Here is a 12013-nt window from a genome sequence, read left to right as displayed (position 1 = left end):
CGTAAGGTGGCTTTTTTATGTCGCAATTGGCTTGCCTTAAGCGAGTGGCTTATAAAGTAAAGCGTTTCACGAGTGCTTCGAGTTCTTCGGCGCGTTGTTTCAGGTTGAGACCGCTGCTGCGATTTTCTTGGGCCAAAGTAGCAGACTCGCTGGATTGGTCGGCAATTTGCACGACCCGTTGTGATATTTCGTGTCCGACATGACTCTGTTGATCGGTGGCGGTTGCGATAAGTGCATTCATATCCATGATGTGCTGGATCGATTGTTTAATTAATTGCAGTGCATCGCTGGCAGCATTGGCACCACTCACCGCTTCAGTACTGCGTTGTTGGCTACTGTCCATGGCAGAAACTGCGGCATCGGAGCCATTTTTTAAACGTTCGATCATGGTGTGGATCTCGCCAGTGCTTTGTTGAGTGCGGCTGGCAAGCTGGCGGACTTCATCGGCAACCACCGCAAATCCTCGGCCTTGCTCACCGGCTCGCGCGGCTTCAATCGCTGCATTTAAGGCGAGTAAGTTGGTTTGTTCGGCGATCCCTTGAATTACGCTTAAGGCCGAAGAAATATTTTGTACATCACCTTCGAGTTTACTAATCACCTCACTGGCTTGGGCGATTTCATCGGCGAGTGACTGTACGGTGGTGACGGCACTACCAACGGTGTTCATCGCCTGTTCGGCATTGCTGTCGACTTCTTGAGCTGAGTGTGCCGCTTGGTTTGCGTTATCGGAGACATCATGGGCTGAGGCTGTCATTTCGGTCATCGCGGTAGCGACTTGTTCGGTTTCTTCACGCTGTTCAACTAGTAGTTGGTCAACTGAGCTGGCTCGTTGAGACATTGAGGCGGTCTCTGTGGCGACATCATGCGCGACCTTTCCAACCATGCCGATAATCTCATGCAATAACGCGATAAAGGAATTGAAGTTCGTTGCCAATTGACCAAATTCGTGGACGTAATCGGTTTCTAGGCGAGCACTTAGGTCGGCGTCACCACTGGCTAACTTAGCGAAGGACTGATTTAAGGCTTGTAAAGGTGCCATGATACTTTGGTTGATTACATACCCAATTACTGTCGCAACGATCAGCAAGGCCAGGCCGATTAAGCTGATAAATAACATCGATGATTGTAGGCTTTGTTCGGAGTGTTCTTTTAAGCTTGAGATGAGCGTATCCACATCATCCGTATAAAAACCAGTTCCGATGGTTAGATCCCAGCGCTCAAGGTAGATGGCATAGCTAAGCTTCGGTTGAGCAACATCACTACCAGGCTTTGGAAAGTAATAGGTATAGAACTCGCCACGTCTGGCAGCTTTTATTAGACCTTGGATGAAGTATTGGCCCTTTTTATCTTGCAAGTTCCAAAAGTTATCACCGAGTCCTTTATCACTCTGTCCGAGTACCCAGCGCTTGCCTTTTGAATCGTAGGCAAATAAGTAGCCGTTTTTGCCAAATTTTATATTTCTTAGGATAGGCGCGGCTTGCTCCAAGCTCCCCCCCTGTTCGTAGATGTGAACGATTGCTGAGTAGCTGAGATCGAGGTAGGCTTTGAGCTCTTCCTTTTTCATCTCAATTAAGCTGGCCTCGGTTTCAATGCTTTGAGATTGGTTTAGTTTCTGGGTTTCGTGATAAGTGAGTAACAACATACTCGCAGCTAAGAGTAACACCGGCGCTAGAGCTAACACCGATAAACGTTGGCGGATAGTTAGAGACATACGTGGATCCTTCCTGATTCTCAATTTGATGTTTTAATGATGAGTTATTTAGATTATGGATTGATGCCAGCATAATCCATTTATCGGCAGCTATGTTAGGCTTTTGTAGTATAAATAACGGATATATTTACTGTTTTTTTTATAATTAACTGTTGCTAGATGATGGCATGACTCTGAGTTTTCTTGGGGGGATCGATAACTTGTGTTTATTTTCATCTCATGGATAGCCAGATGGAGTTCATAGCTCTATTTGGCTATTCATGAGATGAGTTTTCCAAGGTCGATATATCGGCCTTGGAAAGTCTTTAGTTCTGTTGTGCTTAGCTTCGTTCCTCAATCTTTAGGGTTAAACATATGGGTTTGTAGTTTTTATAAGGTGAAGCGGTTTACTAAGGTTTCTAATTGTTCCGCTCGTTGTTTTAATTTGCTGCTGCCACTGCGGTTTTCTTGAGCGAGTGCTGTCGACTGGCTGGATTTATCGGCGATATGTACGATGCGTTGTGATATTTCTTGCCCTACGTGGCTTTGTTCATCGGTGGCAGTTGCGATCAATGCATTCATATCCATGATGTGTTGAATGGATTGTTTAATCAAGAGTAATGCATTATTGGCAGCATCGGCACCAGTGACGGCTTCAGTACTACGTTGTTGGCTCGTATCCATGGCCGTAACCGCGGCATCAGAGCCATTTTTTAAACGTTCGATCATGGTGTGGATCTCGCCGGTGCTTTGTTGGGTGCGACTGGCAAGCTGGCGGACTTCATCGGCAACAACGGCAAACCCTCGGCCTTGTTCGCCAGCTCGCGCGGCTTCAATCGCTGCATTGAGAGCGAGTAGGTTGGTTTGTTCGGCAATCGCTTGAATTACGCTTAAGGCTGAAGAAATATTTTGTACATCACCTTCGAGTTTACTGATGACCTCACTGGCTTGGGCAATTTCTTCTGCCAGGTCTTTTACCGTTACTACCGCACTACCAACCGTGTTCATTGCTTGCTCTGCGTTAACATCCGCTTGATGGGCTGAGCTTGCCGCCTGGGTGGCATTGTCTGAGACATCGTGTGCAGAAGCGGTCATTTCGGTCATTGCAGTGGCCACTTGTTCAGTTTCTTCACGCTGCTCTGTTAACAATTGGTCAACGGAATTTGCACGCTTGGACATAGAGGTTGTTTCTCCTGCGACATCACGGGCGACTTTGCCAACCATGTTAATAATTTCATGTAATAAAGACATGAAAGCGTTGAAGTTGGTTGCTAATTGACCAAACTCATGCACGTAGTGTGTTTCCAGGCGAGCACTTAAGTCGGCATCGCCACTGGCGAGTTTTTTAAAGGAGTGATTGAGGTCTTGTAGTGGGGTCATGATGCTCCGATTGACAAGATAGCCAATCAGTAGCGCTAGACCTAATAAGATCAATGCAGTAATTGTTATAAAAGTAATGGAAGATTTTAGGCTTTGTTCTGCTTGTTGTTGTAATTGGGAAACAACCGCATCAACATCATCGGTATAAAAACCGGTACCAAGCATTAATTGCCAACGCTCAAGATAAATGGCGTAGCTTAGTTTGGGCTGGGCGATATCACTTCCCGGTTTGGGAAAATAGTAAGTATAAAACTCGCCTTTTTTTGATGCTTTAATCAGGCCTTGAATTAAGTATTGTCCTTGTTTGTCTTGCAGATCCCAAAAGTTATCCCCGATCCCTTTATCCACCCCGCCCATGAACACGCGAACACCTTGGTTGGTATAGCCGAAAATATAACCACTGTTACTATATTCAAGGCGTTTCAGGATTGGTAAAGCCTGTTCGAGCGTTCCTCCATTTTCGTATATTTCGGCGATGGCAGAATAACTCATATCCATATAGGACTTGAGCTCAGCTTTTTTCATTTGCAGCATACTTTGTTTAGTAGCAACCGATTGAGCGAGGCTGAGTTTTTGCGTTTCAGAAATGGTCAACGCGAGCATGCTGGTGGCCAAGATAAGCACTGGCGCGAGGGCTAAGAATATTAACCGATGTTTGATGGTGAGTGACATAATGCTGCTCTCTTTTGTTGATACAACTTTGTATTCTAGTGTAGCTTTTAGATTACAGCCAAAGTTAAGTGAATGTTAATAAAGTGTATTTTTTTGGAAAGTTTGAGCTAGTCGTGGTTATGTTGGGTTTGGGGGAGTGGGCATTGTTGATGCCAAATCTTGGTAGGTACGATTTGAATTGCAGTTTGATAGCCACTATCAAATAGCTTGAGTTTGGCTTCATCGGTAAGGTGAAAGTCTACTGGTGAGGTATTTCCGGTATTGACTACGATAGTTCGATGCCAAAATTTCTCATTGACATATTCGCGGGAAATGGTGGTCATGAAGGTTCGAATAAGCAGTGAAATATAAGCCGCTAGAGGAAATATACCGTTGGTTTGCAGGGGTTTGATGTCATTGTCTCCACGTAAGCGAAAACAGATCACTGGCGTCCCGTCGGTCGCCCAGTCTTGATGTAAAGCGTCTTCGGATAGGATACTTCCATCGACCATTAGGTGTTCTCGATAGGGCTTAAAAGAGAAGATAAGGGGGATCGACATAGAAAATCGCACCGCTCGAGATACTTTTTCTTTGGGAGTTTGAATCGCGTCGAACACGACCGGTGAACCGGAACGAACATCGGTGGCTACCACGTGTAGTTTCACGGGGAGCTCCTCAAAGGTGACTCCGCCGAGTAAATCATCTATCCAAGCTTCAAATTTGTCTCCTGAGCACAATCCACCGTTACGTAATAAGCTCAGTAGTGAGAATCCCTTAAATTGTTCAAAATCGGTGTCTAGTGCGATAGCCTTAATCTGTTCAATTGTCATGCCGCTGGCAAATAAGGCGCTGATGATACTGCCGCCTGATACTCCGACAATATGCGAAAACTGGACATTCAGTTCTTTTAGGGCCGCCAGAATGCCAATATGGGCGGGTAAGCGAGTCCCACCTCCGGCAAATATTGGGACTAAGATCTTCGGTTTTGCTGATTGCATTCGGATCTTCCTTGGCAGATGATAGCTAAAGTATGTCGCATATTTCTGATATCGCTAGACTTTCTTTTTAGCGTAAAGGCCCACAAGTTTGATGGAATTCAAGGGCATTATATGACCACCAATGATGAACTCAACAAAGAAGTTATGCTGCACAAATCGCCGAACAAATTGAAGACTTTCTGGTTTGCTACCATGATTCGGTGTTTTACTGTGATTTTGCTGTTCTGCTCTATCGAAGCTCAAGCCTTATGGACTGGCTGTGAAAATCAAAGCTTAGAATATACAGCTGCTTCCGCTGAATTTGCGCCAAGGCCTCCCAATAAAACGTCATTTTCTTTATTGGTTTGGAATAGTTATAAAGGGCAGCAGCACTCCTGGTTGGCTACGCTGAGTCAGCTGAGTCAGCAAGCGGATTTCATCTTATTACAGGAAGCGAGCCGTAAACAAATGAGGCTTTGGCCCGATCGGCAACACTGGTATCGTTATCAGGCAATCGCCTTTGAGTGGCTCGGCGATGGGTTTGGTGTCATGAACCTAGCCAAGCAGGCGAGCTTAGATAGTTGTGTTGTACTGAGAGCTGAGCCATGGATAAGAGTACCGAAATCTGCTTTGATTCAGCATTATCATTGGCAGGGCAAAGATTTGCTGTTAGTGAATATCCATAGCATTAATTTTACTTGGGGCGAACAGGATTACCGTGAACAATTACAACAACTTAATATTTGGTTAGCCAGCTATGAGGGGCCAATGATTTTAGCCGGAGACTTTAATACTTGGAGTTCTGAACGTTTAACCCTGCTGAAGCAACTCGCGCATCAATATCAGTTGAATGAAGTAATCTTTAGGCCCGATCAGCGGAGTCGCTTTTATGGTCAGGCCTTAGATCATATCTTTTACCGAGGGCTTAAGCTTGATCAGAGTAAAAGTATCGTGAGCGATGCTTCTGATCACAACGCATTATGGGCAAAGTTTAGTTTTACTAAGCACTCACTTCAGCTACGTTAATATATAACTTTAGTTTTTGCCCTGGCTTTAAATAATTATTTTTGTTGAGTTTATTCCACTTGAGCAAGTCTGATACCGAGACCTTAAATTTTTGGGCGATCCGTGATAAGGAATCACCGTTTCGCACTTGATAGGTGATGGTTTGGATCCGCTGGTCATTTAGTTTAGTTTTTTGCCAAATTATCAGTTTTTGACCTGGTTTTAGCATATCGCTAGGGGCCATACCATTCCAGCTCGCGATGTCACGATGGTTGACTTGGTGGGCTTTGGCAATACTCCAAAAACTGTCACCTGATTTTACGCGATAGCTTAGTTTGATATCGCCATGCGGTGTTTTTTGTTTACTGGCTAAGCGTTGCGTTTGACTGAGTGTATAAGCGCTTTGTTTACGTGATGATACCGGGACTAATAGGTGCTGACCCGTTTTGATCTTATTGCTGCTGAGTTTGTTTAATTCTTTGATCTGTTTGCTCGTCGTATTATAACGTTTAGCGATGACACTCAAACTGTCGCCAGATTTAACCTTGTAGCGAGCCCATTGCATGCGGTCTTGTTTGGTTAAAGAGGCAAGCGCGAATTCAAAATTAGCCGCTTTCTTTTTTGGTATTAATAAATAGTGTGGCCCATTAGGTGCTGTGGCCCAGCGGTTAAATGCTGGATTGAGTTGGTGAAGTTGTTGCAGTTTGATATCTGCTAACTCGGCGGCGAGTGCGAGATCAATTTGACTGTGGGTATCGACTTGGCTGAAGTAGGGTTTATTGCTGATGGCGGGCACGTCTATCTTATACTCGATACGATGTTGTAATAGTTGACTCAGTGCTAATAATTTTGGAACGTAAGCACGGGTTTCTCTGGGTAAGTCTAAAGACCAAAAGTCGGTTGGTTTGCCTTTCTTTTTATTGGCTCTAATCGCCCGCTGTACTCGACCTTCACCGGAGTTATATGCCGCTAAAGCATGTAGCCAATCACCATCAAAAAACTTGTTTAAATACTCGAGATAATCAAGCGCGGCACGGGTTGAGGCATAAATATCTCGCCGTCCGTCATACCACCAATTTTGCTCAAGGCCAAAGCGAGTCCCGGTGCCGGGAATAATTTGCCAAATACCTGAAGCGCGGCCATGCGAGTATGCGAAGGGCTGAAATGCGCTCTCGACAATGGGTAATAGCGCCAATTCTAGCGGCATGTCTCGGCGTTCGATTTCTTCTACAATGAAGTACAGGTAAGGGGCTGCACGTTTGGATACCCGAGCCATGTAATCTGGGTGTTTTAAAAACCAATTGAGCTGGGCTTGTAGGCGCTTATTTTTTTGTGGTAGTGGAAGCTCGAATTGTTGTTCAATTCGTTGCCATAAATCATCATATACTATCGGTACCACTGGCTCAGCCGCTGCTGCGATTTGTGGTGCGATTAAGCTTTCACTCGAAGGCCTATCAATTTCTGACGCTTGCGAAGTTGATTCGGACCGAGTATCAGCGCCTGGTTGCTGTGCTATACCGTTGTCGGAACTAGGTGTAATAAGTTGGCAAGCGCCCAATAATAAAGAAAAAAGGCTAATGATGAGCGCTTTCATGAGTGATCCGTTCGTTTCAAATAGCTGACAATGGTATTTAGGTCTAGATGAATTAGCAAGTCAGAAGCGATCTTTCCATGATCTTAAACTGGTAAATACCGCCACTTCATTGGTGAGTGCTTGCATCTGCGCTAAGCTTACGGCGCTGCTAATGCTAGTTTGCTCACAGCGTAGAAAAGGGTTGATCGCTAGTTGTTGTTCAAGCGTTGTGGGCAGGGTTGGTAAGCCCATTTGTCGCTGTTTACTAACTTCTTGTTGGTATGTGATTAATCGCTTATTATCGGGTTCAACCTTTAAAGCAAACTGCAAATTGGCTTGGGTGTATTCATGGGCGGCATACAATAAGGTTTGCGGATCTAAAGCTTTCAATTTATTTAGTGAGTGATGCATTTGTTCGGCGCTGCCTTCAAACAATCGACCGCAACCGGCTGAAAATAAAGTGTCTCCAACAAAAATATGCTGATTACATTGGTAGGCTACGTGGTCTAAAGTATGGCCTGGTAATGCAACAACCGTGAATGACTGCGACAAGCCTGTGGGGTGGATTGTCATGGCATCTGTGACGATGGTGTGAGCAAATTGATATTTGGCGTTATTCGGTGCAAATACTTGTGCTTCTGGGTAATGCTTGAGAAGTTGATTGACGCCGCCAATATGATCATGATGATGATGGGTAATGAGGATGTTACTCAGGCGGCCATTTATTTCCGCTAAACGTTGCAGTACTGGTTCCGCATCGCCTGGGTCGACAACCGTACAGGCATCACTATTGGGTTCTTTGATTAACCAAATATAATTATCGCTGAATGCTGGAATATGGATGATTTGCATTATGCTATCTCTGTCGTTAAAGTCGATGACGCATTATTGCCTTAACTGCAGTAGATTGGTATGAGGAATTGATGAAGCCCGCGAAAATTCGTGACGTAATTGACAGCCCCGACTTTTGGCAGGAACTGCCCTTAGGTGATTGGTTGATGGATCAACAGCAAAGTTTGCTTGATCAATATTTACCTGCGGTATTTGGCTATCATCTACTAAAATTAGGAAATCTGAGCGCGCAACTTAACTGTCATGCTTCGATGATCCGTCATCAACTGAATGTGGCAAAACGCGGTCATTTAATTGGTTTGAGGGCAGAGCCTGAACAGTTGCCTTTTCAAGAAAGCAGTTTAGATCTTTGCTTGTTGGCCCACAGCCTCGATTTTTCGAAAGATCCCCACCAAGTATTACGTGAAGTTGAGCGAGTCTTAACTGCCGATGGCTATCTGATTATTAGTGGATTTAATCCTTTTAGCTTATTGGGGCTAAGGCGTTACTTTCCGTTTAGGCGGCGAGGACTCCCTTGGTCGTGCCGTATGTTTACACCAGCAAGGGTAAAAGATTGGCTTAATTTACTGGGTTTTGAAGTGCTTAATGATGAGCGTTTTGGGTATACTTCTTTTGTGAATAGCAGACCTGCACCGCAATGGTTTGAGCGCTGGGGAAAACGCTATTTTCGTGCCACAGCATCGGCCTATTTCATTGTCGCTCGAAAACGTCGGGCCCCCTTAACACCGATTAAAAAAGCTTGGCGAGTTAAACGACGGATCCCGGTGACTTCGTCGGTGGGGGGATAGGCTGTAATTGTTCGTAGTCGCAATCTATTTGTAGCGTTTGTGCAGTGGCAGCACTGCGCGCGAGTTGGTCGACTCGTTCATTTTCAAAATGCCCTGCATGCCCTTTCACCCAGCGCCACTCTATCTGGTGGATTTGGCTGACTTTATCTAAGCGTTGCCATAGGTCGACATTTTTGACCGCTTGTTGGCTTGCCGTCTTCCAGCCGCGCTTTTTCCAATGATGGATCCATTGTGTAATGCCTTGGCGCAGATATTGGCTATCGGTGGTTAGTATCACCTTGCAACTCTGCCGTAGACTTTCTAAACCGACAATGGCTGCGAGCATTTCCATGCGATTATTGGTGGTAAGCCGATAACCTTGGCTTAATTCTTTTTGATGCTGTTGATAAATCAATAGCGCGGCATAGCCGCCAGGGCCTGGATTACCTAAGCAGGAGCCATCGGTAAACAAGTGAACTTCTTTTACCATATCTTTGTTAAACTAGAATATATATCTGCTTAGTGTCGCATAGGAGCTGTTGTGAACCAATCGAAGAACCATCGCTTAGTTATATTTGATACAGAAACCACTGGGATGAATGATAGTGGCGGTCCTATTTATCAGGGCCATCGAGTGATTGAAATTGGTTGTGTGGAAGTGATTGACCGAAAATTTACCGGAAATACATTCCATGTTTATATCAATCCTGAGCAGCTGATCGATCCTGAAGCGATTCAGGTTCACGGCATCACTGATGAGTTTGTTGCCGATAAGCCTTTGTTTCGCGAGATCGCTGCAGATTTTATTGAATTTATTCGCGGTGCTGAGTTGGTGGCGCACAACGCAAACTTCGATATAAGCTTCCTTGATCATGAGTTTTCCATGATGTCTCGAGGCTTGATTAAAGCGCTGCCAAATTGTGCCGATATTTGTACTATCACCGATTCATTGTTGGTGGCTCGTCGTGGAGAATACAATAAACGTGAGATCCAGTTAGCTGGCAATAAGCCACTTCCATCACGAAAGAACTTGGATTCCTTGAGTGATTACTATGGGGTCGATCGCTCGTCACGAACTTATCACGGCGCTTTACTGGATGCGGAATTGTTAGCCGATGTCTTCTTAAAGATGACCGGTGGGCAAAATAAGCTGAACTTGAAACAAAAGGGGAGCGGTGATGGTTTGGGCGTGAGGCCCATTAGCGCAGAGCGCACGCCCTTAAAAGTTGTATTCGCGACTGAACAAGAGCTGCAGAGTCACCAACAACGATTAGACTTAGTCGAAAAGAAAGGAGGTCAGTGCCGCTGGCGCGACTCATCTCAATGATAAAAAAATTTTTGTGGTTATTGCTTTGGCTAGTTTTACCCTTACAGGCGAGTACGATTTTTGAGAATCGAGATATTCCGTTAATCGATAATCGTTTTCGGCTCGATGAAAGCATCGATAAGGTGACCTTTTTGCTTTATCGCTCACCAGGCTCACCTGCGGCGATCTTGGTCCGGCCCGATGGTAGTAAAATTTACGCTTGGCAATTACCGAGCAATGTGAGCTGGTTAGAAACCGATGAGTTAGACATTGTCACCATCGAAAAGCCAATGCGTGGGCCATGGCAGGCTGTAGCTGAAAATAAAGGCCGTAACCGAGTTCGTATTCTCAGTGATGTAGAGATGGTGACCGATCCCATTCCTCATCAGCTTTATCGCGGTGAACGTTTACGGATCCGTTCTCGCTTAATGAATAAAGGAGAGCGGATCGATTTGGGAGTGATGCTTAAAGATGCGATCCTTGATGTGGCTTTAAGCCATGAACAGCTATTGGATGATCAAACCCTACAGGTTAGGCAGGAAAGTTTGGGTAAGTTTGCCGATGATGGTAAGAACTATGATGAGGTTGCCAATGATGGCGTATTTACGACTTATGTGAGTTTAGATACCCAGCCTGGCAAATACCAAATGATCGTCAGTACTTTAAACCAAATTTTTACTCGAGCCCAATCCACATCAGTGTTGATTTATCCAAACCCGGTAGCGATTCGAGTCCTTTCACCTAAAGATGAGCAGCGTCAGGCTCGTATGGCCTTAGTGATAGATGCCGATGAACTGAGACCAGAAACTGTGGTGATTACAGGAAAGGTATTTAATAACGTTGGTTGGCAGCAAGACTTTCAGGCTTATGCCGATACTCACGAATTCACCATCGATTTACCGACCCCTGCGTCGCAGGGCCGTTATCGAGTCAGTGGAACTTTGTTGGCAACGACTTTACAAAACCGGGAACTGGTGATTGAGTTACCGGAAGAAGATTTTGTAATTTTGCCACCGCCGCCACCGCCGCCACCGCCAGTGGTTGAAAAAGTAGTGATTCCTGAACCACCAACGCCTTTGTGGTTGATTATCTTGTTAGGCATATTAGGTTTTGCACTTTTCGCAGGGGTCATCTTCCTGGTAATTTGGTGGCGTAAACGTAAGGCATTTGCTGCAGCCTTAAAACAAGCGCGAGATGCGCCGCCAGCAACACCCGAAGTAGAGCCTAAAATGGAAGACTCGAGTGATTTAAAGATACCTTCTGAGTGATTTTTGAGTGCATTGGCTAAAACATCGGCGCTTAAGTGGGTTTTTAAAGAAATAAGACAATTCTTTGTTGACTCACCATAGCCATAACCGTATTATCTGCGCCGCACCAGACGAGATGGTTCTGCGGAGTGGTAGTTCAGTTGGTTAGAATACCGGCCTGTCACGCCGGGGGTCGCGGGTTCGAGTCCCGTCCACTCCGCCAAGTCTGTTTCTGTGTGCATGTTTCGATGTTGCGGAGTGGTAGTTCAGTTGGTTAGAATACCGGCCTGTCACGCCGGGGGTCGCGGGTTCGAGTCCCGTCCACTCCGCCAACGACGAAACAATTTAATGCGTAGGAGTGGTAGTTCAGTTGGTTAGAATACCGGCCTGTCACGCCGGGGGTCGCGGGTTCGAGTCCCGTCCACTCCGCCAGCATTGAATGAGTAATACCATGTGACTTTTAGTATATGCGGAGTGGTAGTTCAGTTGGTTAGAATACCGGCCTGTCACGCCGGGGGTCGCGGGTTCGAGTCCCGTCCACTCCGCCACTACTAAACAAGAGCCT

General features: G+C 45.5%; 10 protein-coding genes and 4 tRNA genes. 8 read left to right on the top strand and 6 right to left on the bottom strand.

Annotated elements, in window-relative coordinates; genetic code table 11:
- Positions 1–49 precede the first annotated feature (49 nt).
- The 3 genes from ACRRSW_RS16365 to ACRRSW_RS16355 form a co-directional block, all read right to left on the bottom strand.
- Positions 50–1711 carry a methyl-accepting chemotaxis protein gene (locus ACRRSW_RS16365; protein ID WP_432452188.1) on the bottom strand — a complete coding sequence of 554 codons (1662 nt, stop codon included), beginning with the start codon at positions 1709–1711 and terminating at the stop codon, positions 50–52.
- Between the two features lie 369 nt (positions 1712–2080).
- Positions 2081–3742, bottom strand: coding sequence for a methyl-accepting chemotaxis protein (locus ACRRSW_RS16360; RefSeq protein ID WP_432452189.1), 1662 nt, complete (start codon positions 3740–3742; stop codon positions 2081–2083).
- A 107-nt stretch (positions 3743–3849) separates the two neighbouring features.
- Positions 3850–4719: a patatin-like phospholipase family protein gene (locus ACRRSW_RS16355; protein ID WP_432452190.1), complete on the bottom strand. Its 870-nt coding sequence runs from the start codon at positions 4717–4719 to the stop codon at positions 3850–3852.
- Between the two features lie 111 nt (positions 4720–4830).
- Between ACRRSW_RS16355 and ACRRSW_RS16350 the strand changes: the two genes are divergently transcribed.
- Positions 4831–5724 carry an endonuclease/exonuclease/phosphatase family protein gene (locus ACRRSW_RS16350; protein WP_432459861.1) on the top strand — a complete coding sequence of 298 codons (894 nt, stop codon included), beginning with the start codon at positions 4831–4833 and terminating at the stop codon, positions 5722–5724.
- On the opposite strand, the gene ACRRSW_RS16345 is transcribed toward ACRRSW_RS16350, so the two are convergent.
- Entirely contained in the window at positions 5699–7297 is a 1599-nt protein-coding gene (locus tag ACRRSW_RS16345) for a LysM peptidoglycan-binding domain-containing protein (protein WP_432459860.1), read from the bottom strand. The genes ACRRSW_RS16350 and ACRRSW_RS16345 overlap by 26 nt on opposite strands.
- Before the next feature lie 60 nt (positions 7298–7357).
- Positions 7358–8128, bottom strand: a complete 771-nt coding sequence (gene gloB, locus ACRRSW_RS16340) for a hydroxyacylglutathione hydrolase (RefSeq protein ID WP_432459859.1) — start codon at positions 8126–8128, stop codon at positions 7358–7360.
- Between the two features lie 71 nt (positions 8129–8199).
- Here gloB and ACRRSW_RS16335 point away from each other — a divergent pair, with 71 nt between their 5' ends.
- A complete protein-coding gene (locus tag ACRRSW_RS16335) occupies positions 8200–8916 on the top strand; it encodes a class I SAM-dependent methyltransferase (protein WP_432459858.1) in 717 nt (238 codons plus the stop codon).
- Here ACRRSW_RS16335 and rnhA read toward each other — a convergent pair.
- Positions 8876–9385, bottom strand: a complete 510-nt coding sequence (gene rnhA, locus ACRRSW_RS16330) for a ribonuclease HI (protein WP_432459857.1) — start codon at positions 9383–9385, stop codon at positions 8876–8878. The two genes, ACRRSW_RS16335 and rnhA, sit on opposite strands and share 41 nt — an antisense overlap.
- Before the next feature lie 105 nt (positions 9386–9490).
- Between rnhA and dnaQ the strand changes: the two genes are divergently transcribed.
- The 6 genes from dnaQ to ACRRSW_RS16300 all read left to right on the top strand — a co-directional run bounded on the left by dnaQ (position 9491) and on the right by ACRRSW_RS16300 (position 11996).
- The gene (gene dnaQ / locus ACRRSW_RS16325; protein WP_432456154.1) at positions 9491–10222 is read left to right on the top strand and encodes a DNA polymerase III subunit epsilon; all 732 of its coding nucleotides are present in this window, start codon (positions 9491–9493) and stop codon (positions 10220–10222) included.
- Positions 10219–11469, top strand: coding sequence for a TIGR03503 family protein (locus ACRRSW_RS16320; protein ID WP_432452196.1), 1251 nt, complete (start codon positions 10219–10221; stop codon positions 11467–11469). The genes dnaQ and ACRRSW_RS16320 overlap by 4 nt, the downstream gene beginning before the upstream one ends.
- 125 nt (positions 11470–11594) lie before the next feature.
- Positions 11595–11671 (top strand) — tRNA-Asp (locus ACRRSW_RS16315).
- Positions 11672–11703: 32 nt separating this feature from the next.
- Positions 11704–11780, top strand: a tRNA-Asp gene (locus tag ACRRSW_RS16310).
- Positions 11781–11803: 23 nt separating this feature from the next.
- A tRNA-Asp gene (locus ACRRSW_RS16305) sits at positions 11804–11880 on the top strand.
- A 39-nt stretch (positions 11881–11919) separates the two neighbouring features.
- Positions 11920–11996 (top strand) — tRNA-Asp (locus tag ACRRSW_RS16300).
- The last annotated feature ends 17 nt before the right edge of the window (positions 11997–12013 follow it).

The organism is Agarivorans sp. QJM3NY_25 (genome assembly GCF_050870875.2).
Classification (GTDB): Bacteria; Pseudomonadota; Gammaproteobacteria; order Enterobacterales; family Celerinatantimonadaceae; genus Agarivorans.
The sequence above is the reverse complement of the archived record's forward strand: the minus strand, read 5'-3'. Positions and strand labels throughout refer to the sequence as shown.

Coding starts and splice junctions, on each gene's coding strand:
- ACRRSW_RS16365 (WP_432452188.1), bottom strand. CDS start 1,711: ATGTCTCTAACTATCCGCCAACGTTTATCGGTGTTAGCTCTAGCGCCG.
- ACRRSW_RS16360 (WP_432452189.1), bottom strand. CDS start 3,742: ATGTCACTCACCATCAAACATCGGTTAATATTCTTAGCCCTCGCGCCA.
- ACRRSW_RS16355 (WP_432452190.1), bottom strand. CDS start 4,719: ATGCAATCAGCAAAACCGAAGATCTTAGTCCCAATATTTGCCGGAGGT.
- ACRRSW_RS16350 (WP_432459861.1), top strand. CDS start 4,831: ATGACCACCAATGATGAACTCAACAAAGAAGTTATGCTGCACAAATCG.
- ACRRSW_RS16345 (WP_432459860.1), bottom strand. CDS start 7,297: ATGAAAGCGCTCATCATTAGCCTTTTTTCTTTATTATTGGGCGCTTGC.
- gloB (WP_432459859.1), bottom strand. CDS start 8,128: ATGCAAATCATCCATATTCCAGCATTCAGCGATAATTATATTTGGTTA.
- ACRRSW_RS16335 (WP_432459858.1), top strand. CDS start 8,200: ATGAAGCCCGCGAAAATTCGTGACGTAATTGACAGCCCCGACTTTTGG.
- rnhA (WP_432459857.1), bottom strand. CDS start 9,385: ATGGTAAAAGAAGTTCACTTGTTTACCGATGGCTCCTGCTTAGGTAAT.
- dnaQ (WP_432456154.1), top strand. CDS start 9,491: ATGAATGATAGTGGCGGTCCTATTTATCAGGGCCATCGAGTGATTGAA.
- ACRRSW_RS16320 (WP_432452196.1), top strand. CDS start 10,219: ATGATAAAAAAATTTTTGTGGTTATTGCTTTGGCTAGTTTTACCCTTA.